Genomic DNA, 22,914 nt, shown 5'->3' with positions numbered 1-22,914 from the left:
AGGGGCCGGGGGTGAGGGAGAGTCTGGCCGCCGCGAGAGACTCGAACCCGATCCGTTGTTCCGATCACGGCGAAGGCGCGGCATCACGGCCTGAAATCCGGGCCGCGACTCAGGCCGCGGATCAGGCTGTGCTCGAACAGCGACGCACCTTGGCGATGAAATCCGCCATGAAGGGTTTGGCGGCCAGGCTCTCCGGAATGGCCGCATACAACTCGCATCGCAAGCCTTCCTCGCCCAGCGGCTTGCCGACGACGTAGCCCCGTTCGAGATACCCGGCGACGCTCCACTCGGGTAGCGCCGCGATGCCGCGGCCGCTGGCCACGAGCTGCAGGATCGCGACCGTGAGTTCGACCTTGCGCCGTTTCGCGGTGACGCCGGCCGGCGCGAGGAAATGGCGGACGACATCGAGCATGTCCTCGTCGACCGGATAGCTGATCAGCGTCTGGTCAGCGAAATCCGCGGGCGTCAGGTACGCCTTGCGTGCGAGGGCGTGGCGCGGCGACAGGATCGCCATCGTCTCGTAACTGAACAGCGGCTCGATCGCGATGCCGGTCCGCGCGGGCGGCTGGTCGTGGATGACGGCGAAGTCCGCGGCTCCGGATTCGATCAACGCCATCGGATCGATCTGGAATCCGCCCACCAGATCGAGCTCGACATCCGGCCAGTGATCGCGGAAAGCGTCCATCGCCGGCATCAGCCAGTCGAAGCAGGTGTGGCACTCGACGGCCACGCGCAGCTGCCCGCCGCGGCCGGACACCCATTGCGCGACCTCGCGCTCGGCCTGCGCCGTCATCGCCAGGACCTCGCGGGCGAGCGTGACGAGCCGCGCGCCGGCCTGCGTGAAGCGCAGCGGCTTGGTGTTGCGCTCGAACAGCGGCGCGCCGTAGCGGACCTCCAGCGCCTTGAGCTGGTGGGAAAGCGCGGACTGCGAAACGAAGACGCGTTCGGCCGCCTTGCCGAGCGAGCCGGTGTCCGCCAGGGCCATCAGGGTCTGCAGATGGCGGATTTCGAGCGGCGATTGGGACATGAATGAAATTCAGTGAATTCATGAAAACGCTGAGATTGAATCATGTGCGACCGCCGATGACCATGACGATCGATCTCCACCGGCTCACCGTCATGCCCGTTGCCCACATCCTCGGTTTCCCCCGTATCGGCTCGCGCCGCGAACTCAAGATCGCCCTCGAAGCGCACTGGAAAGGCGATCTCGACGACGCCGGACTGCGCCGGACCGGCCGCGAGCTGCGGGCCCGGCACTGGGAGTTGCAGCGTGTCGCCGGACTGGACTGGGTGACCGTCGGCGACTTCGCCTGGTACGACCACCTGCATACCGCGACGGCGCTGTTTTCCGCCGCGCCGGAGCGCTTCGGGCTCGGCGGCACGGTCGATCTGGCCGGCTACTTCGCGATGGCGCGTGGAACGCGCGAGCAGCCCGCGCTGGCGATGAAGAAGTGGTTCGACACGAACTATCACTACCTCGTTCCGGAGGTCGGTCCGACGACGCGCTTCTCGCCGAACCGCGACTGGCTGTTGCCCGAGGTCCGCGAGGCGCTGGCGCTGGGACACAAGGTCAAGGTCGTGCTGCCGAGTCCGCTGACCTGGTTGTGGCTGGCGTCGGCCGAGCCCGGGTTCGATCGACTGTCGCTGCTGTCGCTGCTGCTCAACGTCTACTTCGTGCTGCTCGGCGAACTCAAGGCGCTGGGCGTGCAGTGGGTCCAGATCGACGAGCCGATCCTCGCGCTCGACCTGCCGCCGGAATGGATTGCCGCATTGCCCGTGGTCTATCGCGAACTCGCGAGCGCCGGCCCGCCGATCCTGCTCGCCACGTATTTCGGCAGCGTGCAGGCGCATGCACCGCTGCTGGCATCGCTTCCCGTCCACGGCCTGCATCTGGACCTGGTGCGCGCGCCGGAGCAGCTCGAGACGTTTCTCGCGCAGTGGCCGCAGGACAAGGTGCTGTCGCTGGGCGTCGTCGATGGGCGCAACCTCTGGCGCACGTCGCTGGTCGAGGCGCTGGGCGGGCTGCACAGGGCGCACGCGGTTCTCGGTGAGCGCCTGTGGATCTCGGCGTCGTGCTCCCTGCTGCACGTGCCGACCGACCTGGCGCACGAGCATCGGCTCGATGCGGATCTGCGCAGCTGGATGGCATTCGCCGCGCAGAAGCTCGACGAGCTGGGCGTGCTCAAGCGCGCGCTGCGCGACGGCGAGGCCTCGGTCTGGCAGGCGCTGCACGAGTCCGCGCGGATCGCGCAGGCCCGTCGGCAGGCGACAACGACAAGGATCGCGGCGGTGCGCGACCGCGTCGCCTCGCTGAGCGAAGCCGACGCGACGCGCTCCACGCCGTTCCCGGCGCGCGTCGTCCGGCAACAGGACGTGCTCAAGCTGCCGCCGCTGCCGACGACGACGATCGGCTCCTTTCCGCAGACGGCGCAGATTCGCGCCGCACGCGCCGCGTTCAAGACCGGGAAGCTCGACGAAGCCGCTTATCTCGAGGCCATGCAGGCCGAGATCCGCTTCGCCGTCGACAAGCAGGAAGAGCTGGGGCTGGACGTTCTGGTCCACGGCGAGGCCGAGCGCAACGACATGGTCGAGTACTTCGGCGAGCAGCTCGACGGTTACTGCTTCACCGAAAACGGCTGGGTGCAGAGCTACGGCTCGCGCTGCGTGAAACCGCCGATCATCTACGGCGACGTCGCGCGGCCGCGGCCGATGACGGTGGCGTGGGCGCGCTATGCGCAGAGCCTGACGGTCAAGCCGATGAAGGGCATGCTCAGCGGGCCGATCACGATGCTGTTCTGGAGCTTCGTGCGCGACGATCTGCCGCGGCGCGACGTCGCGCTGCAACTGGCGCTGGCCCTGCGCGACGAGGTCTGCGACCTGGAAGCGGCCGGCATCCGCGTGATCCAGATCGACGAACCGGCGATCCGCGAAGGCCTGCCGCTGAAGAAGGCGGACTGGCCGGCGTATCTCGACTGGGCTGTCCGCGCCTTTCGTGTCTGCGCCTCGGGCGTGCGCGACGACACGCAGATCCACACCCACATGTGCTACTCGGAGTTCAACGACATCCTGCCGTCGATCGCCGCGATGGACGCCGACGTCATCACCATCGAAACGTCGCGCTCGCGGATGAAGCTGCTCGATGCCTTCGCCGATTTCCGCTACCCGAACGACATCGGTCCGGGTCTCTACGACATCCATTCGCCGCGCGTGCCGTCCGCGGACGAGATGAAGACGTTGCTCGACCGGGCGCTTTGCGTCGTGCCGATGGAGCGGCTCTGGGTGAATCCGGACTGCGGGCTGAAGACGCGCGCGTGGCCTGAGACGGAGGCGGCCCTGAGATTGATGGTCGGCACGGCGCGCGAGGCGCGGGCGGCGCTGACCCGGTGAACGCCGGATCCGCGCGGGCCCGCCATGTCCCCTACCTGCTGGCGCGCAGGGAAACCGAGGAATTCGGCGTCCGGTCGAGCGATCGCGACGCCGTATCCGATGAAGCGGGGCCCGACTATCGCGACGTCGAGGCCACTCATCGCCATGGCGCGTGCTGCGTCTGCAGGGTCGGCGAAGAATGAGTCAGGAGGCGGCCGGCAAGGCGTCGCGCTGGACGCCTTCGGAGCGATGAATGAGCACGCCGACGGCGCGCTAAGATCGCTCAGGCCCCTGTCGTCGCAGACCCCATCCGAACATGAACGTCCGCCTGATCCGCCTCGCGCTGTTTTCCGTCGCCGTCCTTCCCGTGGTTGGCGCATCGGCAGCGCCGTCGATCACGCCGCTGGGAGAGGCCGACAAGCACGGCGCGCTGGTCTACTCCGTGAAGTGCGACAACGGCGTCAAGAAGATCCTGCAGTGCGTTCGTGATGACCGGCATTGCGGCTACGCCGGCGATACGCCGCTGGCGGCCCTGGTCAGCGAAGTCTGCGACGGCAAGGCGCCGGCTGCGGCCGCTCCGTCGTCATCGGATGATTCGCTGCCGTTCCAGACTTCGCCGGCGAATCCCTGAGGTCTGCGCCGGGGCATTCGTTCGGGAGCCGCTTCGTCAACGCGAGCGGCGACGATGGGAAGGTCGGCGAGCAACAGGCGCACTCGATCGAGGTGTCGCAGGCGCAGGTCGATGCGTTGATCGCTTGGCCTTCGCCTTGGCGGCGGATTTCGCCGCCGGCGTCGCCGTCAGCGATGCGTAGAGCCCCTGGGCCAGCGCGGCGTCGCCGCTGAGCAGGTCCTTCCATCGCAGTTCGTGGCCGTTGCGGCGTCCCTTCTCGACGAGACGGAAGCCGTCGGGGTCTATCGTGAGCGTGTAGGCAAGCCCGTCGACCGTCACTTCGCGGCGTAGCGGTTTATCCAGCGGCGTGGTCAAGCCGATTCCCTGTCCGCGTCGTCGAGCGTCAGCGCACGCGGTCGTCGAAGCCGCATTCGAATTCACCGAATTGTCGAGGGCGCCTCGAGTTCATCTCGCCCAGTTGAACCGGCCCGCGCAGGGGAAGCGCCGGGGGCGAGGCCTGATGCCAGCGGGCGGTGCGTCGTATCTCGGGATCTTCCGAATTCGAGGCGTCTTCCGGTGAAGCGGGAGGGGTACCGGTCTGCGCCCAACCGAACGACGTCTCCAGATGTAACAGGTCAATCATGGCCGCTCCTCGTTGAGTGGCGATGGGCGCGATGTTCATCACGCGCCCGACCTCTCCGACAATCCAACAAGCGTGCCGAGCGGGCGCGGGGATCAGGATCGTCGCCGGGCGGTGAGAAGACGACTGTTGGAGGAAGAAGCGTGCGCGGCGCGACGTTTTTCGGGCTTCTCGATGAACGATGCGACGCGAACTGCAATTCGTTCGACCGCGTCGAATTCAAACTGCATCGCTGTTGCCAGGGCCGCGGCTCGTCTGTCGGCGCGGGCTTGCAAGGCGGGCCATGCGAAATGCGATTCGGAACGCAACGTCGCGAATCTCGGCGACACAGCGTTGACGAAGATCATTCAAGCCCGATTCCCGCCGAGCTGACGCTCGCTCAGTCGACGTCCTTCGCCGAGGATCCGTGCGCCAGCACGAGCCGGTGTCCGCTGACGACGTTGCCGGCGTCCGCGCCGAGCTGGCGGAACGCGAAGATGGCCGACAGCGAGACCAGGGCCATGAAGCAGAACGCGTTCGTGAAGTCGGTGATGGACAGGGCCGTTGCGCCGCGCAGGGCCATGCTCACGTTGAGCACCTGCGAACTCAGGCCCACGCCGACGGACAGCGCGAGTTGCTGGGCCGTGCTGGAAAAACTCGTCGCCTGGCTCATGTCCGGGTTGGGGACATCCGCAAAGGCCAGCGCGTTGATGCAGGTGAACTGCAGCGAGCGGAAGAACCCGGTGAGCAGCAACACCGCCAGCGCGATGCCGACCGGCCACGTCGGGGACAGCCAGCCGCAGACCATCAGTCCGAGCGCGCAGATCGCCGTGTTGTAGACCAGGATCGAGCGGAATCCGAATCGTCGGGTGATGCCGGGCGCCACGATCTTCATCGACAACGCGCCGACGGCCGTCGCAAAGGTCAGCAGGCCGGAGTGGAGCGGCGACAGTCCGTAGCCCAGCTGCAGCATCATCGGCAGCAGCAACGTCGAGCCGCCGAGCCCGATGCGAAACAGCGAGCCTCCAGTCACCGAAGCGCGGAAGCTCTGCAGACGCAGCAGCGACAGTCGCAGGATCGGCGCGTCGTCGGTCCGCGCGTGGCGCACGTACAGCATCAGCAGCAGCACGCCGATCGACAGCGAAAGATAGGTCGCGCCCGGGCTGACCACGTGCTTGCCCAGGCTTTCGAGGCCGAAGACGAGGCCGGCCATCGCGCCGCCGAGCACCCACCAGCCGGCGAGATCGAGCGGCGCACGCAGTTCTTCGCGTGTGTCACGGATGTAGCGCGTGACCAGGATCCAGCCGAGCACGCCGATCGGCACGTTGATCAGGAAGATCCATTCCCACGACGAGTAGGTGACGATCAGACCGCCCAGCGGCGGGCCGAAGATCGGTGCCGTGAGGGCGGGGACGGTGACGAAGGACATCGCCGCGATGAGCTCGGCCTTCGGCACCTGGCGCAACAGCACGAGGCGCCCGACCGGGACCATCAGCGCGCCCCCGAGACCCTGGAGCATCCGGGCCGCGACCAGTCCGCCGACGTCATCCGCGGCGGCGCAGGCGACAGAGCCGAGCACGAAGATGAGGATCGCGTTGCGGAACACCGCGCGCGCACCGTAGCGATCCGCGAGCCACCCCGAGAGCGGGATGAAGATCGACAGGCTCAGCAGGTACGAAGTGATGGCGAGCGACAGATGGAGAGGATCTTCCCCGAGGTCTTTCGCGATGGCCGGCAGCGCCGTGCTGATGACGGTGGCGTCGAGATTCTCCATGAACAGCGCGCACGCGACGATCAGCGGCACGGTGCGCGAACTCGAGCTCGGCAACGGAAGAGGTCCAGCAGGTTCGGAAGGCATTGCGGGTCAGCGTAGCGGGCGCCGTTGGTGGGCTTCAACCCGGGGACGAGGCGTCGTCGAGAGGGAGGATGCGCGGATCGAGCGCATCGCAAGCTTCCTGCCGCTCGAAACGCGCCGGGTTTGCGGTCATGGCGCGGCTGCTACGGAGCCGCGGAATCGGGAGGCACTTGCGTGTCGCATGACCTGCATTCCAGTTCTTCATTCAGCGCCGCGCTGCGCCCCTCGACCGTTTCGACCCATGGGCGATTGATCCACGGCGGTCGATGGCGCACGTGCTGCTGATGGCCGCACGCGAGCCGCGCCACCCAGTCGCCGTGGTCGTCTTCGTCAAAGCCGACGATCTTCCTTCTCACGCGCGTGCCCTGCAGAACGCGGCGTGTGACGCGGCACATGCTGCAGTTGTCCCTCCGCACGAACCGGACTCGCGACATCGCACGTCGATATTTCGCACGCGAGGACGTGGCGAACCGGGAAACACGCAGCCCGGCACGTCTGCTGCGACGCACAAAAAATCATTCCTGGAGCGTGCCGCCATGATTCCCACTCGACGTGACCTGAAATTCCATCTCCCGCTCGAGGCGGCCTCTCACTGGCACCACGAAGGCGCCGTCCTGACGCACTTCATCAATGCGATGTCGCTGACGTTTCCGGAGGGCGAGCGCTTCTTCATCCATACGTTGCGCCATTACCGCGACCGGATCGAGGATCCCCTTCTGCAGGAAGCCGTCACCGCCTTCATCGGGCAGGAAGCGATGCATGGCCGCGAGCATGCCGAATACAACGCGCTGCTGTCACAGGTCGGCTTGCCAGCCGAGGAGATCGAGGCCGAGGTGACGAGCTTCTTCAAGGCGCTCAAAGCCTGGCTGCCGCCCGCGGCGCAGTTGTCGATCACGATCGCGCAGGAGCATTTCACGGCGATCGTCGCTGAAGCCCTGTTGCGCGATCCTGCGTTGATCGCCGGTGCCGACCCGCGCCTCGCGGCGCTGTGGCGGTGGCACGCACTCGAAGAGATCGAACACAAGGCGGTGGCCTTCGACGTGTACGAAACATCCGTGGGCCGCAGCCTGCCGGCGTACGCGCTGCGCACGACCAGCATGCTGACGACGACCGCCGGCTTCCTGCTGATGGTGCTGTGGTGCCAGGGCCGGATGATGATCGCGGATCAGCGAGCCGGCGCCCGCAAGGGCGTGCGTTCGTTCCTGAAGGTGATGCTGTCGCCGCGCTCGGGCCTGGTGCGGCGACTCGCCGGGCCCTGGCTGGAATATTTCAAGCCGGAATTCCATCCCTGGGATCATGACAACGGCGAGTTGCTCGAGGAGATGGAGCGCCTGGTTGAGCGCTTGAATGGCTCGCCCGACAACGCAAGCGCAGCCGCTGCCGAACCCCTGCGTGCCGTGGCGTGATGCGGAGCGCACGACGCGGAGATCGCAGGCGCCCGGCGGGGGCGGGCACGGCAATCTCCGCATCGGGCGAGTCCTGATACCCGGACACGCGCCATCGGAGAACAATCGATCTTCGGAGTCGTACGGCAGGAGATCCTCATGCGCCGCGTCGTTACGGGTCACGATTCGAAAGGACGTGCGGTTTTCGTCAGCGATGGCGAGGCACCGCGCTACTTCGCCAACAAGGCCGGCGGATATGGCATCGGAATCCTGTGGTCCACCGAGGAGACGGCGTCGATCCCGGTGCCGCCGGGTGATCCCAGCACATCCCTGCAGCCATATTTCCCGGCAGCCGGCGGAAGCCGCTTCCTGTATGTCGACTTCCTGCCGGATTCGTTCGCACAGGACGCCGCACGGCGCGGCGTCGATCCCGTCGAGGCCACGCGCGAATTCTTCGAGGCCTTTCCGGGCCTCGGCGGAACGATGGAAGAGGACGCGCCGGGCATGCATGCGTCGATGACGATCGATTACGGCTTCGTCGTGTCGGGTCAGGTCGAGCTCGAACTCGACGATGGCGTGAAGAAGACGCTGGGCCCGGGCGACAGCGTCATCCAGAACGGCACGCGCCATCGTTGGTACAACCCAGGTGCGGACAACTGCCGCGTCGTGTTCAGCGTCATCGGCGCCCGCCGCGGCCGCTGAACGCCTTCACCTTCGGAAGACATCGTTCATGCCCAGCAAGGAACTCCGCGATTCGCTCCGTGGCATCTTCGGCGACGTCGCGCCCAAGCTCGCCGAACTCACCGAGACCGTCGTGTTCGACGATGTCTGGGAGCGCAAAGCGCTATCGAAGCGCGACCGCAGCGTCGTCACCGTGTCTGCACTGATCGCGATGGGCCGCCTCGAGCAGCTCCCGGCCCACATGGGTCGCGCGCTCGACAACGGCGTCACGCAGGCCGAGATCGAGGAGATCGTCACGCACCTGGCGATCTACGCCGGCTTTCCGTGTGCGATCAGCGCGGCGCGGATCGCGAACGAGGTCTTTCAGGAACGCGCTGCGAAGCGCAGCGGAGGCTGACGCGGCACGATCGACAACGGGGACGGACGTCCGCCCGATGGCAGACGCCTATCGTTCTACCTTTTTGGTCTCGCCGATGTCGTCGCTGCGAGGTGTGGGGCCGGGTATCGCCCGCTACCATGCGCGCCCTGATCGGTGCTCGGATTCGTGCCGATCCTGACCCACGAACGACGGTGGCCACGACGCACATGCCCGTAGTGACAGGGATCGTCAGGCGGCCGTATCCAAGGACATCGTGACGACGCAGCATCCTCTTGGTGGTGTCCTGCTCTTCGTTTGCGGACTGTTCCTGTTCGCCTGCATGGACACCACCGTCAAATACCTCACGGCGTTCTACCCGGTGCCGGTGATCGCGGCGCTGCGCTACATCGTCCACGCCCTGCTGATGCTGGCGCTGCTGGCGCCGACGCAAGGCCGGCAACTGCTGCAGACCACGCGGACGGGCTGGGTCCTGGTCCGGGCGGCCTGCCTCGCGGGCGCGACGATCTGCATGGGAATGGCGCTCACGACGATGCCGCTCGCGGAAACGACGGCCATCGTCTTTCTCTCCCCGCTGGTGGTGGTGCTGCTCGCGGGCCCCTTGCTCGGCGAGAAGGTCGCCCTCAGCGACTGGGTCGGAGCCGTGGTCGGCTGCGCGGGCATCCTGCTCATTGCGCGTCCCGGTGGCGTCGTGGATCTGACCGGCATCCTGTTCGCGCTGGGCGCGATCTGCGTGATGGCGGCTTACCAGATCCTGTCGCGCGTGCTGGCGACCACCGAGCGCACGATCTCGATGCTGTTCTACTCGGCGCTGTTCGGCTCCGTGGTCTTCGGCCTGACGCTGCCCTGGTACTGGGACGGGCCCTTGCCACCGCCAGAGCATCTGCTGCTGTTCCTGGTGGTCGGTGCGTCAGGAGGACTCGGCCATTTCCTGTTCACGGCGGCCTATCGCCAGGCCCCGGCGTCCGCGCTGGCGCCGCTGATGTACGTGCAGCTCGTCTGGGCGGGCCTGCTCGGATGGCTCGTGTTCAGCCACATTCCGGACGGACTGGCCATCCTCGGGATGTCGGTGGTGGCCGCCTGCGGAATCGCAGTGAGCGTCAAATCGCACCGCGCGCGACGCAAGGCCGCGGCGGCTGTCGACATGGAGCCCTGAGCCGGGCAAGCGGCTCGCCGCTACGAAGGTCGCTCTCCACTCAGCGGCCTGTCGCAGGCAACTGCGGCCCGTCGTCCGAGTGCCCAAGGCACTGCCCCTGCGAACCGGCCAGAGGAACCCGCTGCTTCAGGCCAGCTCGAAGCCCTCGTAGTCCTTTTCCTTCACCTTCTCGCAGGCCTCGCGGTACGCCGGCACGCCGCCGATGTAGCTGAGCAGCCGATTGGGTTTTCCCTCGATGTTGCCGCCCGTGTACCAGGAGCGCGTCTTGGCCACCAGCGTCGCGCCGGCGAGTTCGTCGTGATGGGCCAGCCACGCGCTTTCGGTGTCCGCCGAGGGCTCAATGACGGTGCGGCCGTGCTTGCCCAGGTAGGCGATGCAGTCGGTGATCCACTGCACCTGGTGCTGCAGGCAGGTCGGCGCATTGCAGAACGCCGCGGCCGGCGCGTACGGGGCGCTGGTCGTGAAGAGATTCGGATAGCCGTGGATCTGCAGGCCCATCGTCGTGCGCACGTCGCTCTTCCATTGCTGGCGCAGCGACACGCCGTCACGGCCGCGGATGTCGATCGCCGTCAGTCCGCCGGTGCCCGCATCGAAGCCGGTGGCCAGGATGATCACGTCCAGCTCGATCTCGCCGGCCGACGTGCGGATGCCCTTGGGCGTGAAACATTCGATCGGGGCTTCGTGCAGATCCACGAGCGACACGTTGTCACGGTTGTAGATCTCGAAGTAGCCGTTTTCGAGCGGCACGCGGCGCGTGCCGAAGCCGTGATCCTGCGGCACCAGCTTGGCGGCGACCTTCGAGTCATGGATGCGCGCGCGGATCTTCTCGCGCACGAACTCGGAGATCTCCTGGCTGGCCGCGAGATCGAAGAAGATTTCCATGAACCCGGCGACCCAGATCTTCAGCGAGCCGTCGGCCCACAGCTTCTCGAGCGTCGCTCGGCGCTCGGCCGGCGGCAGATCGAAGTAGGCATGCGGAACGCTGGGCTCGTCGAAGCCGACGAAGGTCGTCCAGATCGCCTCGCGCGTCTCGGGATAACGCGCACGGATCGCCGCGCGATCGGCATCGGTGTAGCGCTTGTTGTGCATCGGTACCGCGTAGTTCGCGGTGCGCTGGAACACGGTCAGGTGCGACACCTCGGCTGCGATGCTCTGGATCACCTGGATGCCGGTCGCCCCGGTGCCGATGACGCCGACGCGCTTGCCCTTCAGGTCAATGCCTTCGCGCGGCCAGCGCGCGGTGTGCACGAGCTGGCCCTTGAACGTCTCATGTCCCTTGAACGGCGGCACCAGCGGCGCGCTGAGCGGACCCAGCGCCGTGATCAGGAAGCGCGCGCTCAAGGTCGTGCCGTCCTGCGTGCGCAGGTTCCAGCGGCTCGTTGCCTCGTCCCAGTGGGCGGCGTCCACGCGGGTATTGAAGCGGATGTCCTTGCGCAGCTCGAAGCGGTCGGCCACGTGCCGGAAGTAGGCATGCGATTCGGCGCGACCCGCGTAGCGTTCGTTCCAGTTCCACTCGTCGAGCAGATCGTCGGAGAACCAGTACTGGTAGATGTTGGACGGTGAATCCGTGCGGGCGCCGGGATAGCAGTTCCAGTACCAGGTGCCGCCCACGTCGGGTGCGGTTTCGAGTACCTGCACCTTCAGGCCGAGCTTGCGCAAGGACCAGAGCTGATAGAGGCCGGTGAAGCCGGCGCCGATGATGAGGGCGTCCAGCGTTTCGCCTGCTTGAACGGAAGCGGTCATGTTGTCTCCTCGAGTTATGTAGGTCTAATGACCCAGCATGCCTCCCGACCGTCCGATCGAGTTGGCCTCAGGCGCATCGGAGTTGGCATCATGCGCAAACCACTCCGAGGGGTTTTCCGTGGCCGGCTATCTGATTCGCAGCGTGATTCTCGACGGCGCCACCGAGCTGATGCGCTCGAAAGGCGTGCGGTCCGCGCCGGTGACACGTCGTGCCGGCTTGGCGGGCGCCGCGCTCAAGGATCCCGATCTGCTCGTGTCGGCGGCGGCCGTGCTGCGCTTCTTCGAACTGGCGGCGGAAGCTTGCCGGATGCCCACCTGGGGGCTGACGATGGCGCGAGGCGGTCGCCTCGCCACCGTGCTGGGACCGACGTGGCTGCTGCTGCGCAACGCGCGCAGCATTCGCCAGATGTGCGACGAGCTCGCCGAGAATTTCGATCTCTACACCGATGCAGCGGTGGTCGGCATGGAGGCGGTCGCCGGTGGTGGGGCGCTGCTGAACTGGTCCACGACGGCAGGGCAGCACGACAGCGAGGTGCAGATGGCGGAATTCGCGCTCTGCGTATTCGCCAAGGAGATTCGCACTCACCTGCACCCGCGATGGATGCCGTCCGCCGTGCTGTTCCGGCATGCCCGGCCGGCGGGTGGACTGGCGCTGCACCGCGCGACCTTCGGCAACGACGTGCGCTTCAACCAGGAACGCAACGCACTGCTACTCGATCGGGCGACCCTCGATGCGCCGATGAAGGGCCGTGGAGCGGCGGCGCGCGCTCTGGCCAATCGCGTCATCCGTCTCGACGGGGAGCGGCCGGGCAAGCAGCTGCCCAATCACGTCGAAGCGGTCGTGCGCTCGCTGATGCCGTATGCGCCGTGCACGATCGAGGACGTCAGCTACGCGCTGGATGTGGCGCCGCGGACGCTGCAACTGCGGCTGCAGCAGGAACAGACCAGCTTCACGCGCATCCGCGATGCCGTGCGCGCTGACCTGGCGTCGAAGTATCTGCGCTACTCGGAGCTGAGTGCGAGCGCGATCGCGGAGATTCTCGGATACGCCGACCTGACCTCGTTCAGCCGTTCGTTCCGGCGCTGGAATGGACAGAACTTGAGGAAGGTCAGGGCGAGGGGCGGGCAGGGCGGGTGATCGTGGCCCCAGGTGGCAACAGCTCCGCCAGCTCCTTCAGATCCGCGACGACACCGTCCGGCCGATACGGATACTTCTTCGTGCCGGGAAAGATCTTGGCGATCCAGTCGGGGTTCCACGCGGCGCCGTTGTAGAAGATCGTCGTCACGCCGGCGCTTTTCCCGGCAGCGACGTCCGCCACGCTGTCGCCGACATACCAGCACCGCGTGTCCACCGGCTCGCCGATGTCCGCTAGCGCCTTTTCGATCAGGTCGGGGAAGGGCTTGCGTCGCTGCACGTCGTCGCCGCACACGATCGTGTCGAACAGGTCCTGCCAGCCGGTGCCTTCCATGGTGTAGATCTCGTGCGCCATGAAGCGGCGCGCGCGATTGGACAGCACCCCGATCTTGATGCCGCGTGCACGCAGGGCTTCGAGACGGCTCCGGGCGTCGGCTTCCATCGGCTTCACGGGACCGAAGTAGCACTCGTAGCTCTGGTCGAATTCACGGTGCGCGACCTTCTTGGCTTGCTCGTCCTCGCCGAACAGCAACTCGAAGATGTCGGTGCGGGAGATCTTGCGCTGCGCCTTGATCTTCGGATGGAGCGCGGAGTTCTGGCGAACGTACTGCACCAGCTTGTCGTCCTCGGGCGTCTTGGACTGTCCCGGTGGAACCAGGTGATCGATCAGGCCCAGCGTGGCCAGCCTGGGGATCACTTCGTCGAGCGCGTAGTACATCGCGTCCATCGTGTCGGCCAGGGTGGCGTGCCAGTCGAAGAGGATCACGCGTGGCGAAGGGGCCACGAGCCGGAACGAGATCGTGTTCATGCGGTCGACTGTGCCATCCCGGCCCTGAACGCTTCCAGACCTGGGGACACCCCGAGGATGCAAACTTCGGTGGGCGGCGTACCATCGTTGCGAAATGGGCACTCCCACGGGGGCGCGGAATGGTTGACTGGGTGGATCCGGGACTGGGCGACTACGAAGGGATGAACCCCGACCGGGTGCGACATCTCCTCTTCAGTGCTGCGCAGATGGCACACACCGGCATGAACAATTATCCGGCGTGGCTGTTCGCGGGCGAGGTGTTCCGGGTGGGGCCGAAGGTCGGCATGAACCTGTGCATGCATGCCGGGCTCGATCCGAGCAAGCCGCTGCGCGCTCTGCGGGCCGACATCGCACCCAGGGTCGCGAAGGGCTGATCCTTGCGCGGGCAGGGCGCCCCGGGAGACGTTCGTCCGGATTTTCCTCCGGGCACGGAACATCAGTAACGCTGCGTCTCGCCGATCGATCAGCGGGACGCAGCTGAGGCGGAGCCCATGTTCCTCAGACTGCGAAAGGGTCTTTACCTGCTGCTGGCCGTCGGTTCCGTCGGTGGCGCCATCCTCGCGTTCTTCGGACTGTTGACCAGTCTCGTCGTGCTCGCGGCAGGACTGTCCAAGGGCGAATGGGCGGATGCCGCGCTGGGCCTGCTGATGGTGCTGGTGTGTAGCGCGGGGGTGACCGGTCCCGTCTGGATATTGCTCGCCGTCGTCCTGCTGCCGAACCCGTCTCCGAAGGAACGTCGCCTGCTCACCGGTCTGCTGTCTGCCGCCGTCCTCGCGGCCGGCGTCGTGGCCATTCCGATGCTGATGGACGTCGGCGAGGGCAGCGTCGGCATCGGGACACCGGTCGTGCTGTTCGTGTTGCCGATGCTGGTGGGAGTCGCGTTGCTGACGGAACTCTGGCTGCCGGTCTGGCGTAGCCGTCGTCGCGCCTGATGGATCGGAGATGATCACGCAAGACGCTGCGTTGCTTCCTCGTTCGCCGGAGGGCGGGAGAGGGAGTCACCGTACAGGGCGCGAAATGCGCCTAGCGTCCCGAGCGCTGGAGAAACGCCACCCGTTCGGCGTTCGACATGGCAGAGATCTGCGCAGGGCGCTCCGCCTCGCATCGCGTGCAACGGCACAGGAACTGGAAGTGCCGCTGCAGCTGCGCATTGCGGCCGAGCCAGTCCAGCGCGAGGAACGAATCGTCGGAAAAATAGTTCCAGCAGATGGCCGTGTCCTTGGAGATGGGGCGCGTCGCCAGCAGCAGCTCCGCCAGGGGATGGGGTGCGCTCGCGCGCAGCCGCGCGTTCGGATCACAGGAATGATTCGATCGGCTGATGATCGGCCAGATGCCGTAACCGGTCACGCCGGCCTGCGTGTAGCGCACGTTGTTGGCGGCGACACGGTGATAGAGCTGTGTCAGCTTCTTCGTGTTGCGCCCGTACTTGCGAGCGAGACGATCCAGCGTCTGGTGATCGCCGGCCGACAGCGGCCATTTGGTCATCTTCAGATCCTGGGCGCTCACGCGCTCGAACATCTCGGGTGAACACAGGATGGTTTCGAGCAGCAGCCACGGACCGGCTTCGTCTTCCCCCTCGCGCGTTTCCGCGAAGGCGATCGGGTACTCGCCGATGAGCAGGACGCCGGCTTCGACGTCCGCGGTGGCGACGAGCTGCGCTTCGCCACCCCAGCCGGACATCCTGGCCAGGGGGGTGTAGGAACCCGTCGGCGTCATTCGGGCACGGCCTCTTCGGGCAAGGACATTCGGCGGCTTTCCGCTGGCAGGATGGGGGTCCGCGGAAGTCTATCTTTCCGGTTCGATGGCGCCGCATCGACGGCGAAGGCGGCATCGGCCGGAGCGAAGAAAATGGCCGTGCCGGGTACCGGCATCGGAGCTATATTGGTCACCAGAACATCGGCAGCGTGCTGCCCTGAGGTCACGACGAAATGACTTTGCGGGCACGCCCATCGAGCCGAGCTGAAGTGAGCGCTGAATACGGCAGTCCCTCCTCCTTCGTTCTTCGCGAGTGCCCGTCATGAACCCAGTCTCTCCGTCTCGCATCATGGAGGTCGGCATGGCCTTCTGGCCGGCCAAGGTCCTTCTTTCCGCAATCGAACTCGGCCTCTTCACGGAACTTGGCGCCAGGGCGATGACGGGCGCCGAGTTGCAGGCGGCCCTGAAGCTGAGCGCCAGGGCCAATCCCGACTTCTTCGACACGCTGGTTGCGCTCCATTTTCTCGAACGGGACGGCGACGGCCCCGGCGCGCGCTATCGCAATACCGGGGAGACCGGGACGTTCCTCGATCGGAACAAACCGCAGTTCATCGGCGGTTTCCTGGAAATGGCCAATGCGCGCCTTTATCGGTTCTGGGGCGAGCTGACCGAGGCGCTGCGCACCGGCCGTCCGCAGAACGAGATCAAGCAGACGGGCCAGTCGATGTTCGCGGAGCTGTACAGCGAGCCCGAGCGTCTCCAGCAGTTCATGGACGCGATGAGCGGAATCTCCACCGGCAATTTCCAGGCGCTGGCCGACCGGTTCGATTTCTCGCCCTATCGCACGCTCTGCGATGTCGGGGGGGCATCGGGATTGCTCTCGATGCTCGTCGCGCAGAAGCATCCGCACCTTCGCTGCATATCGGCGGATCTGCCGGCAGCGACCGCGATTGCGCAGAAGAAGATTGCGGCGGCGGGCCTTGGCGACAGAGTCACGGCGCAGCCGCTCGACTTCTTCGCCGACCCGATGCCCAAGGCCGACGTCATCACGATGGGCCTGATTCTCCACGACTGGAATCTGGAGAAGAAGATGCATCTCATCCGGGCCGCCTACGACGCCTTGCCGCAGGGCGGCGCGCTCATCGTCGTCGAGAATCTGATCGACGATGCAAGGCGCGACAACGCGTTCGGATTGATGATGTCGCTCAACATGCTGATCGAGTTCGGCGACGCGTTCGACTTCACGGGCGCCGACCTGTCCCGCTGGTGCCGCGAGGTGGGCTTCAGCAGAACCGAAGTGATTCCGCTCGCCGGAGCGGCCAGCGCCGGCGTGGCGTACAAGTAGCCGAACCGGGCTCTTTCGCTTTGGAGAAGATCGCGGCGTAGCGCCGTGATCGCCGTCGCGTCGCCGGCAATGCGAGGTTCGCGGCATCTGCCGCTGTCGTGGGGCCGGCATACCGTGCGTGCGTCTTGTGTCGACATGCCGGACTCGCGTGACGGTTCGCCGTTACAGTTCGACGGTCCTGAAGCATCCTGCTGTGGCCTTGCCGCAGCGCTTCCTCACCTGTCGCCCGATCCAGAGGAACATCTTCCGTGAAAGATCTCGTCGCCCTGTCGAACCGCATCGTTGCCGCGTACAACGCGAAGGATTTCGACACGCTGAAGTCGCTCGTCCATCCGGACCTCGATTTCTCCCACGTCAATCGCGGTTTCTCGTACAGCAAGCGGGACGATCTGATCGCAGTCCTGCAGATGTTCGCCGGGGAGCTGATGCCGGATCGGCAGATGGGCAAGCTGGAGCGTTCCGTGGTGGATGGCGATGTCATCGTGCGGGTCGCGAGCTGGGGCGGTACGGCTCGGGCGGACATTCCGGGATTCGGCAGTGCAGGGGACAGGATCGGCATCACGATCTGCAGCATCCTGAGATTCGACGACGCGGGGCTGCTGGTCGAGTGGAAGGACTTTGGCTGAGAGCCGGAGCGGGCGCCGCCGGATTGCCCGGGGGAATTCTCCGGTCCAATCTGCGGACATGCTGCTCCACCTGATCCGGCCGTTCTGCTGAGAGTCCGCCATGGCGCTACACCCGCAAGTCGAGGAGTTCCTGAAGCGCGTCGCGGCCGCGGGAGGCTGGTCGTTCCGCGAGCTCGGCGTGACGGAATGCCGTGCCGCCTACAGCCGGGTGCTGCGTTCACTGCCGCCCTGCACGCGGCCTCTGGCAAAAGTGGAGGATCGCGGTGTCGAGGGCGCCTCGTCGCTCCCGGTGAAAGTCCGGATCTATACGCCGCAAGGCGAGGGGCCATTCCCGGTCCTCGTGTTCTTCCACGGTGGCGGCTTCGTCATCGGCGATCTCGATTCGCACGACAACGTCTGCCGCGAACTCGCGAGCGGGGCGGGCGTCATCGTCGTCTCGGTGGACTATCGGCTCGCGCCCGAACACAGGTTCCCCGCCGGCATCGACGACGCCGTCGCGATGACGCGATGGGCGTGCGCCTCTGCGGCGACTTTCGGAGGCGACCCTGCGCGAGTCGCTGTGGGTGGCGACAGCGCCGGAGGCAATTTCGCGGCAGTCGTCGCACGCAGGATGCGTGACGAGGGCACGCGGATCGCGGCTCAGCTCCTGGTCTATCCGACGACGCGACTCGACGACGTGGTGATGCCATCGATGGTCGAGAACGCGGTGGGCTATCGGCTGGAACGCGCGGACATGGACTGGTTCCGCTCGCTTTACCTCTCCTCCGATGCCGATGGTTTCAACGTCGATGCCTCTCCGATCCTGGCTTCGGATCTTTCAGGGCTCGCACCCGCGCTCGTGCAGACCTGCGAATACGATCCGCTTCGGGATGAGGGCGAAGCCTACGGACGAGCGCTGCAATCGGCGGGTGTGCGGACGGTCGTCGAGCGATACGACGGCACGATTCACGGCTCCTTCGGGCTCTACGCGATGCTCGAGCCGGGGCGTCGCATGATGGATCGGGCGATCGAGTGGTTGCGGGAGACGCTGCGAAGCTGACGCCGCTACTCCATTCCGCAGCCCGGTGAAACCCGGGACCTTCTCCCCGTTGAGAGCGGGAATCCCGGGCTAGGCTTTCTCGAACGCCTCCAGCGGTGGAGTGGCCATCGTCTCGGCGAATCGCCGACTGGCCCGTCGTGGTCGTTGAGCAGGAAGAAATTAGGAAAGCCCGGAATCGCAACCGGACTCGCCCGCGACGGACCGCTCGTGGCCTTTGCCTGGCGCACGAACAAAAACGGCAGCTCGATTCGAGCTGCCGTCGGGCGCCTCGACGCGGGGATCAGCCGCCGGCGGGCTTGGCCAGGGTGTCGATGCCGGCCTGGTAGATTCCGCCGATGATCTCGGTGGCCTTGGCCGGCTCGACGCCTGCGGCAGGCTTGAACGTGCCACTCCAGGTCAGCTTGCTGCCTTCGCCTTCCGCGGCGACGGAGAGCGTGGAGCGGTAGTCCGTGACCGGCAGCGGCGATTCGACGATCGTGTAGGCCAGGCTGTGGCCCGCATCATCGCGAGCCGCCAGTTCCTCGACCACGACGGCGCCGTCGGCCAGGGTCAGCTTGCGATGGGCGCCGACTTCGTTGTTGGTGCCGGACACGATCTCCGACTTGGCGATCGCCGGGTGCCAGGTGTTGAGGCCGTTGAAATCGCCCACCTTGGCCCACAGTGCCGCTGGCGCGATCGGCAGCACGATTTCCTTGGTGACGGTCAGCGTCTCGGCAGCGGCCGGTGCCGCCGGCGCTTCGGCTGTCATCGCCGGTGCAGCCTCGGCCGGCGCCGCGGCGTCGCCTTCCTTCTTCGAGCACGCCACCATCAGCATCCCCGCGCACAGCATCGGCAGCCACTTCTGAATCATTGCGATCTCCTGTCTGGTCAAATGTATTGCTGCGGTCTGTTCGCCGCGGCGCGGAAGTCTCGCATGGCGATGACGCCGTTGGCGTGTCCACGGCATCGGGACGAACCCGATGCCGGCTTCCACGGCGAGGATGATCGACCGCGGTGCGAATCGGACCTACTCGAACGGGCAGGCGCATCGGAATGTGCCGATGTGACCGGACGCGTCGCCATCGACGACCCGCGACCCTGATCCGCGTGCTCGACGGCGGGCGAGACGGGCGCATTCAACGGCTCCGCGGCTCCGATGCCCGGGCCACGCGCAGCAAGGTCGAGACGAAGTGCCCGCTCAGCGCCTCGTCGCTGTCGCGTGATCTCAGGACGCCGATGTCGATGGCAGTGGCCGCTCCGCGCAACGGCCGGTACTGGACGCCCTTGCGGCGCAGGTTCTGAACCGACGCCGGGACCAGCGCGAAGCCCATGCCGCAGGAAACCAGGCTGATCACCGTCTGCATCTGCCGGGCCTGCTGCGTGATCCGCGGCGCGAAGCCGGCGGCACGACAACGGCCGATGACCAGATCGAACAGGCCGGGTGCGATGTCCCGCGGCGGAATGACGAAGCTCTCGTTCGAAAGCGTCTTCAGGTCCACTGCCTTGCTGCCGCGGATCAGGCGATGTCCGGTCGGTGCGGCCAGCACGAGCTTTTCCTGGATGACCGGTTCGAACAGCAGATCGGTCCCCTCGACCGGTCCCAGGCCGATGCCCAGATCGAGCCGCGACGCGCGGATCTCGCGGATCTGCGTGTCGGTGGTCAGTTCGTGCAGATGCACTTCGACGCCCGGATACAGGGTCCGAAACTCCTTCAATGCCGGCGGCAGGATGCCGTAGTCGGCGATCGACACGAAGCCGATCGACAGCGTGCCGACATCTCCGCGTCCCGCATTTCGCGCCTTGACCTTGCCCCGTTCGAGCCGGGCCAGCACCGCCCGCGTCTCGTCGAAGAACACCTGCCCGGCGGTGGTCAGGGTCACGCCCCGGTTGCTGCGATCGAGCAGCCGCACGCCCAGTTCGTCCTCGAGTGCCTTGAGCTGGGTGGACAGCGGCGGCTGCGACACGTGCAGCCGCAGTGAGGCGCGCGAGAAGCTGCGCTCTTCCGCCACCGCGATGAAATACCGGAGTTGCCTGAGGTCCACTATTCGCGATCCGTATACCGGGGTGCAGAAGATTGTATTGGGAAGTATGGAAGGTGACGACCACAATCCGGCCATCGCGGACACCGACTCCGCACGCAAAGGCCACAAACCCATGCCCGCACTTCGATCGCGCACCAGCACGTCCGGCCGCAACATGGCCGGCGCACGCGCCCTGTGGCGTGCTACCGGCATGAAGGACGGCGACTTCGGCAAGCCCATCATCGCCGTCGCCAATTCGTTCACGCAGTTCGTGCCCGGCCACGTGCATCTCAAGGACCTGGGACAACTCGTGATCGAGGAAATCCAGAAGGCCGGCGGCGTCGGCAAGGAGTTCAACACCATCGCCGTCGACGACGGCATCGCCATGGGTCACGACGGCATGCTCTACAGCCTGCCGTCCCGCGACCTGATCGCGGACAGCGTCGAGTTCATGTGCAATGCGCACACCGCCGATGCGCTGGTGTGCATCTCGAACTGCGACAAGATCACACCGGGCATGCTGATGGCCGCGCTGCGCTTGAACATCCCGGTGATCTTCGTGTCCGGCGGCCCGATGGAAGCGGGACGCACGCAGCTCGCGGGAAAGCCGGTGGCGCTGGACCTGATCGACGCGATGGTGGCGGCGGCGGACGAACGCGTGTCGGACGCGGACGTGAATGCCATCGAGCGCTCGGCATGCCCGACCTGCGGGTCGTGCTCCGGCATGTTCACCGCCAATTCGATGAATTGCCTGACCGAGGCGCTGGGCCTTGCCTTGCCCGGCAACGGGTCACTTCTGGCGACGCACGCCGATCGCGAGACGCTGTTCCGCGAAGCCGGTCGCCGGATCGTCGAACTCGCCCTTCGGTACTACCGCGATGACGACGCGCGAGCGTTGCCCCGCAACATCGCCTGCAAGGCCGCCTTCGAGAATGCGATGTCGCTGGATATCGCGATGGGCGGTTCGAGCAACACCGTGCTGCACCTGCTGGCCGCGGCGCAGGAAGGCGACATCGCGTTCGAGATGCGGGACATCGACCGGCTGTCACGACGCGTGCCGACGCTGTGCAAGGTCGCGCCGTCGGGGCCTCATCATCTGGAAGACGTGCATCGCGCCGGCGGCGTGATGGCCATCCTCGGCGAACTGGACCGGGCCGGGCTGCTCGACACGTCGACGCCGACGGTTCATTCGGCGACGCTGGCCGAAGCATTGGATAACTGGGACGTGATGCGCACCGAGGATGCGGCGGTGCATGCGTTCTATCGTGCCGGCCCCGCGGGGGTGCCGAGCCAGCGTGCGTTCTCGCAGGCCTGCCGTTATCCGGCTCTGGATCTCGATCGGACGAAGGGCTGCGTGCGTGCGCAACATGCGGCGTTCAGCGCCGATGGCGGGCTCGCCGTGCTCTTCGGAAATCTGGCCGAGCGCGGATGCATCGTGAAGACGGCCGGCGTCGCGGATCGGCTACGGGTGTTCCGGGGCGCCGCGGTGATCTTCGAGAGTCAGGACGCGGCCGTGGAAGCGATCCTGGCCGGCAACGTGAATCGTGGCGACGCGCTGATCATCCGCTACGAGGGACCGCGCGGAGGTCCCGGCATGCAGGAGATGCTCTATCCGACGAGCTACCTGAAGTCCAAGGCCCTGGCTGAGCACTGCGCGCTGATCACGGACGGCCGCTTCTCCGGCGGATCCTCCGGACTCTCGATCGGCCACGTGTCGCCCGAGGCAGCCGAGGGCGGCAACATCGCGCTGATCGAGACCGGAGACGTGATCGTGATCGACATTCCGCGTCGGATCATCCACGTGGAGGTCGACGACGCGGTGCTGGCGCAGCGTCGGTCTTCGCAGATCGCCAGAGGCTGGAAGCCGCAGAGCGCGCGCCAGCGCAAGGTCAGCATGGCGCTCAAGGCTTACGCCGCTTTGACCACCAGCGCCGACAGGGGCGCGGTCAGGAATTGCGCGTTGCTGGATGCGTGACCGGCACGGCCCTTCCCCGATTCGAAGCGGGATGGGCTCGCGTCGTCAGAGGCCTACGACGCGCTGCACCAGGCGAAGTCTCAGCGGATGCCGTCGGCCGCTCCGATGCGGACATACGTCATCGAGGTCCGTGGAGCCGAAGGGCGTGCGCCGTGCCTGCGACCGGCGGAGGACGTGAGTCGCCGTCGTGATCGTTCGAGCAGCTCGCCGGTGAGCTCGTTGCGCCACGCGTGATGGCGGTATGCAGAAGTCGAGGCCGTGCTGTCGGTCGCGAAGTGGGGCGGCAGCGCATCGAGCGGGCAATCCTGCATCGTCATCGATCGTCTGCGGTCGCGCGAACTCAGCCGGACCGCCATCGACAAGCCCAGCAGAATGCCGGCGCCCACCAGGAAGGCATCGGCATGCGCCGGCCAAGCGGCGGCGGCCAGGATCAAGGCGGTGGCGATGCCATACCGGATGAAGGATCGGCTTGTTGCTGCGGTTGTCGAGGTCATTTCGCT

At 66.4% G+C, this 22,914-nt stretch carries 25 protein-coding genes and 1 pseudogene; 14 read left to right on the top strand and 12 right to left on the bottom strand.

What is annotated here, in order from left to right; translation table 11 throughout:
• Window positions 1-121: 121 nt before the first annotated feature.
• Window positions 122-1,027, bottom strand: a complete 906-nt coding sequence (locus DFR24_RS06000; protein ID WP_133880398.1) for a LysR family transcriptional regulator — start codon at window positions 1,025-1,027, stop codon at window positions 122-124.
• A gap of 92 nt (window positions 1,028-1,119) precedes the next feature.
• Between DFR24_RS06000 and metE the strand changes: the two genes are divergently transcribed.
• The 3 genes from metE to DFR24_RS05985 all read left to right on the top strand — a co-directional run bounded on the left by metE (window position 1,120) and on the right by DFR24_RS05985 (window position 3,997).
• Window positions 1,120-3,387 carry a 5-methyltetrahydropteroyltriglutamate--homocysteine S-methyltransferase gene (metE, locus tag DFR24_RS05995; protein ID WP_133881486.1) on the top strand — a complete coding sequence of 756 codons (2,268 nt, stop codon included), beginning with the start codon at window positions 1,120-1,122 and terminating at the stop codon, window positions 3,385-3,387.
• The gene (locus DFR24_RS05990; RefSeq protein WP_133880397.1) at window positions 3,384-3,569 is read left to right on the top strand and encodes a hypothetical protein; all 186 of its coding nucleotides are present in this window, start codon (window positions 3,384-3,386) and stop codon (window positions 3,567-3,569) included. Before metE ends, DFR24_RS05990 begins: the two co-directional genes overlap by 4 nt.
• Window positions 3,570-3,682: 113 nt before the next feature.
• Window positions 3,683-3,997: a hypothetical protein gene (locus DFR24_RS05985; protein WP_133880396.1), complete on the top strand. Its 315-nt coding sequence runs from the start codon at window positions 3,683-3,685 to the stop codon at window positions 3,995-3,997.
• 168 nt (window positions 3,998-4,165) lie between these two features.
• On the opposite strand, the pseudogene DFR24_RS25315 reads toward DFR24_RS05985, so the two are convergent.
• The 5 genes and pseudogenes from DFR24_RS25315 to DFR24_RS05960 form a co-directional block, all read right to left on the bottom strand.
• Window positions 4,166-4,351, bottom strand: a pseudogene (locus DFR24_RS25315) (hypothetical protein); the annotation flags it as partial.
• A 28-nt stretch (window positions 4,352-4,379) separates the two neighbouring features.
• Window positions 4,380-4,658, bottom strand: coding sequence for a hypothetical protein (locus DFR24_RS05975; RefSeq protein WP_133880395.1), 279 nt, complete (start codon window positions 4,656-4,658; stop codon window positions 4,380-4,382).
• Between the two features lie 53 nt (window positions 4,659-4,711).
• Complete coding sequence (locus DFR24_RS05970; RefSeq protein WP_133880394.1) at window positions 4,712-4,963, bottom strand: hypothetical protein; 252 nt, start codon at window positions 4,961-4,963, stop codon at window positions 4,712-4,714.
• Between the two features lie 32 nt (window positions 4,964-4,995).
• Window positions 4,996-6,399, bottom strand: a complete 1,404-nt coding sequence (locus DFR24_RS05965; protein WP_246051526.1) for an MFS transporter — start codon at window positions 6,397-6,399, stop codon at window positions 4,996-4,998.
• A 194-nt stretch (window positions 6,400-6,593) separates the two neighbouring features.
• On the bottom strand, window positions 6,594-6,806 hold the full coding sequence (locus DFR24_RS05960) for a DUF3565 domain-containing protein (RefSeq protein ID WP_133880392.1): 213 nt from the start codon (window positions 6,804-6,806) through the stop codon (window positions 6,594-6,596).
• Between the two features lie 180 nt (window positions 6,807-6,986).
• Between DFR24_RS05960 and DFR24_RS05955 the strand changes: the two genes are divergently transcribed.
• From DFR24_RS05955 to DFR24_RS05940, 4 genes are all read left to right on the top strand, one after another.
• Window positions 6,987-7,856: a metal-dependent hydrolase gene (locus DFR24_RS05955; RefSeq protein ID WP_133880391.1), complete on the top strand. Its 870-nt coding sequence runs from the start codon at window positions 6,987-6,989 to the stop codon at window positions 7,854-7,856.
• Window positions 7,857-7,994: 138 nt separating this feature from the next.
• A complete protein-coding gene (locus DFR24_RS05950; protein WP_133880390.1) occupies window positions 7,995-8,537 on the top strand; it encodes a cupin domain-containing protein in 543 nt (180 codons plus the stop codon).
• Between the two features lie 28 nt (window positions 8,538-8,565).
• Window positions 8,566-8,913 (top strand): carboxymuconolactone decarboxylase family protein, encoded by a 348-nt coding sequence (locus DFR24_RS05945; RefSeq protein ID WP_133880389.1) that lies wholly within the window; start codon window positions 8,566-8,568, stop codon window positions 8,911-8,913.
• Between the two features lie 235 nt (window positions 8,914-9,148).
• Window positions 9,149-10,048 carry a DMT family transporter gene (locus DFR24_RS05940; protein WP_210772431.1) on the top strand — a complete coding sequence of 300 codons (900 nt, stop codon included), beginning with the start codon at window positions 9,149-9,151 and terminating at the stop codon, window positions 10,046-10,048.
• A 126-nt stretch (window positions 10,049-10,174) separates the two neighbouring features.
• On the opposite strand, the gene DFR24_RS05935 is transcribed toward DFR24_RS05940, so the two are convergent.
• Window positions 10,175-11,791: a flavin-containing monooxygenase gene (locus DFR24_RS05935; protein ID WP_133880388.1), complete on the bottom strand. Its 1,617-nt coding sequence runs from the start codon at window positions 11,789-11,791 to the stop codon at window positions 10,175-10,177.
• Window positions 11,792-11,909: 118 nt separating this feature from the next.
• Between DFR24_RS05935 and DFR24_RS05930 the strand changes: the two genes are divergently transcribed.
• A complete protein-coding gene (locus tag DFR24_RS05930; RefSeq protein ID WP_162851071.1) occupies window positions 11,910-12,929 on the top strand; it encodes an AraC family transcriptional regulator in 1,020 nt (339 codons plus the stop codon).
• Here the strand turns inward: DFR24_RS05930 and DFR24_RS05925 are convergent.
• Complete coding sequence (locus DFR24_RS05925) at window positions 12,901-13,734, bottom strand: HAD family hydrolase (RefSeq protein WP_133880386.1); 834 nt, start codon at window positions 13,732-13,734, stop codon at window positions 12,901-12,903. The genes DFR24_RS05930 and DFR24_RS05925 overlap by 29 nt on opposite strands.
• A 131-nt stretch (window positions 13,735-13,865) precedes the next feature.
• On the opposite strand from DFR24_RS05925, the gene DFR24_RS05920 reads away from it, so the two are divergent.
• Together DFR24_RS05920 and DFR24_RS05915 are read left to right on the top strand one after the other, a co-directional pair.
• The gene (locus tag DFR24_RS05920) at window positions 13,866-14,108 is read left to right on the top strand and encodes a hypothetical protein (protein WP_136249373.1); all 243 of its coding nucleotides are present in this window, start codon (window positions 13,866-13,868) and stop codon (window positions 14,106-14,108) included.
• A 117-nt stretch (window positions 14,109-14,225) separates the two neighbouring features.
• On the top strand, window positions 14,226-14,666 hold the full coding sequence (locus tag DFR24_RS05915; protein ID WP_133880384.1) for a hypothetical protein: 441 nt from the start codon (window positions 14,226-14,228) through the stop codon (window positions 14,664-14,666).
• A gap of 91 nt (window positions 14,667-14,757) precedes the next feature.
• Here the strand turns inward: DFR24_RS05915 and DFR24_RS05910 are convergent, their stop codons facing one another.
• On the bottom strand, window positions 14,758-15,450 hold the full coding sequence (locus DFR24_RS05910) for an SET domain-containing protein-lysine N-methyltransferase (protein WP_133880383.1): 693 nt from the start codon (window positions 15,448-15,450) through the stop codon (window positions 14,758-14,760).
• Window positions 15,451-15,751: 301 nt separating this feature from the next.
• Between DFR24_RS05910 and DFR24_RS05905 the strand changes: the two genes are divergently transcribed.
• The 3 genes from DFR24_RS05905 (at window position 15,752) to DFR24_RS05895 (ending at window position 18,439) form a co-directional block, all read left to right on the top strand.
• Window positions 15,752-16,774, top strand: coding sequence for a methyltransferase (locus DFR24_RS05905; RefSeq protein WP_133880382.1), 1,023 nt, complete (start codon window positions 15,752-15,754; stop codon window positions 16,772-16,774).
• Between the two features lie 248 nt (window positions 16,775-17,022).
• Window positions 17,023-17,400 (top strand): nuclear transport factor 2 family protein, encoded by a 378-nt coding sequence (locus tag DFR24_RS05900; RefSeq protein ID WP_133880381.1) that lies wholly within the window; start codon window positions 17,023-17,025, stop codon window positions 17,398-17,400.
• Between the two features lie 100 nt (window positions 17,401-17,500).
• Window positions 17,501-18,439, top strand: coding sequence for an alpha/beta hydrolase (locus DFR24_RS05895; protein WP_133880380.1), 939 nt, complete (start codon window positions 17,501-17,503; stop codon window positions 18,437-18,439).
• A 280-nt stretch (window positions 18,440-18,719) separates the two neighbouring features.
• Here the strand turns inward: DFR24_RS05895 and DFR24_RS05890 are convergent, their stop codons facing one another.
• On the bottom strand, window positions 18,720-19,289 hold the full coding sequence (locus tag DFR24_RS05890) for an SRPBCC family protein (RefSeq protein WP_210772432.1): 570 nt from the start codon (window positions 19,287-19,289) through the stop codon (window positions 18,720-18,722).
• 265 nt (window positions 19,290-19,554) lie between these two features.
• A complete protein-coding gene (locus DFR24_RS05885) occupies window positions 19,555-20,460 on the bottom strand; it encodes a LysR family transcriptional regulator (protein ID WP_133880379.1) in 906 nt (301 codons plus the stop codon).
• Window positions 20,461-20,572: 112 nt separating this feature from the next.
• Between DFR24_RS05885 and ilvD the strand changes: the two genes are divergently transcribed.
• Window positions 20,573-22,414, top strand: a complete 1,842-nt coding sequence (gene ilvD / locus DFR24_RS05880) for a dihydroxy-acid dehydratase (RefSeq protein WP_133880378.1) — start codon at window positions 20,573-20,575, stop codon at window positions 22,412-22,414.
• Window positions 22,415-22,494: 80 nt separating this feature from the next.
• Here ilvD and DFR24_RS05875 read toward each other — a convergent pair whose 3' ends face one another.
• Window positions 22,495-22,908 (bottom strand): hypothetical protein, encoded by a 414-nt coding sequence (locus DFR24_RS05875; RefSeq protein WP_133880377.1) that lies wholly within the window; start codon window positions 22,906-22,908, stop codon window positions 22,495-22,497.
• Between the last annotated feature and the right edge of the window lie 6 nt (window positions 22,909-22,914).

The organism is Panacagrimonas perspica, assembly GCF_004364935.1.
In the GTDB taxonomy this organism is placed as follows: Bacteria; Pseudomonadota; Gammaproteobacteria; order Nevskiales; family Nevskiaceae; genus Panacagrimonas; species Panacagrimonas perspica.
Note: the sequence above shows the minus strand (reverse complement) of the source record. Positions and strands in the feature narration are given on the sequence as shown.

Coding starts and splice junctions, on each gene's coding strand:
- DFR24_RS06000 (WP_133880398.1), bottom strand. CDS start 1,027: ATGTCCCAATCGCCGCTCGAAATCCGCCATCTGCAGACCCTGATGGCC.
- metE (WP_133881486.1), top strand. CDS start 1,120: ATGCCCGTTGCCCACATCCTCGGTTTCCCCCGTATCGGCTCGCGCCGC.
- DFR24_RS05985 (WP_133880396.1), top strand. CDS start 3,683: ATGAACGTCCGCCTGATCCGCCTCGCGCTGTTTTCCGTCGCCGTCCTT.
- DFR24_RS05975 (WP_133880395.1), bottom strand. CDS start 4,658: ATGAACATCGCGCCCATCGCCACTCAACGAGGAGCGGCCATGATTGAC.
- DFR24_RS05970 (WP_133880394.1), bottom strand. CDS start 4,963: ATGATCTTCGTCAACGCTGTGTCGCCGAGATTCGCGACGTTGCGTTCC.
- DFR24_RS05955 (WP_133880391.1), top strand. CDS start 6,987: ATGATTCCCACTCGACGTGACCTGAAATTCCATCTCCCGCTCGAGGCG.
- DFR24_RS05950 (WP_133880390.1), top strand. CDS start 7,995: ATGCGCCGCGTCGTTACGGGTCACGATTCGAAAGGACGTGCGGTTTTC.
- DFR24_RS05945 (WP_133880389.1), top strand. CDS start 8,566: ATGCCCAGCAAGGAACTCCGCGATTCGCTCCGTGGCATCTTCGGCGAC.
- DFR24_RS05935 (WP_133880388.1), bottom strand. CDS start 11,791: ATGACCGCTTCCGTTCAAGCAGGCGAAACGCTGGACGCCCTCATCATC.
- DFR24_RS05925 (WP_133880386.1), bottom strand. CDS start 13,734: ATGAACACGATCTCGTTCCGGCTCGTGGCCCCTTCGCCACGCGTGATC.
- DFR24_RS05915 (WP_133880384.1), top strand. CDS start 14,226: ATGTTCCTCAGACTGCGAAAGGGTCTTTACCTGCTGCTGGCCGTCGGT.
- DFR24_RS05910 (WP_133880383.1), bottom strand. CDS start 15,450: ATGACGCCGACGGGTTCCTACACCCCCCTGGCCAGGATGTCCGGCTGG.
- DFR24_RS05905 (WP_133880382.1), top strand. CDS start 15,752: ATGAACCCAGTCTCTCCGTCTCGCATCATGGAGGTCGGCATGGCCTTC.
- DFR24_RS05895 (WP_133880380.1), top strand. CDS start 17,501: ATGGCGCTACACCCGCAAGTCGAGGAGTTCCTGAAGCGCGTCGCGGCC.
- DFR24_RS05890 (WP_210772432.1), bottom strand. CDS start 19,289: ATGATTCAGAAGTGGCTGCCGATGCTGTGCGCGGGGATGCTGATGGTG.
- ilvD (WP_133880378.1), top strand. CDS start 20,573: ATGCCCGCACTTCGATCGCGCACCAGCACGTCCGGCCGCAACATGGCC.
- DFR24_RS05875 (WP_133880377.1), bottom strand. CDS start 22,908: ATGACCTCGACAACCGCAGCAACAAGCCGATCCTTCATCCGGTATGGC.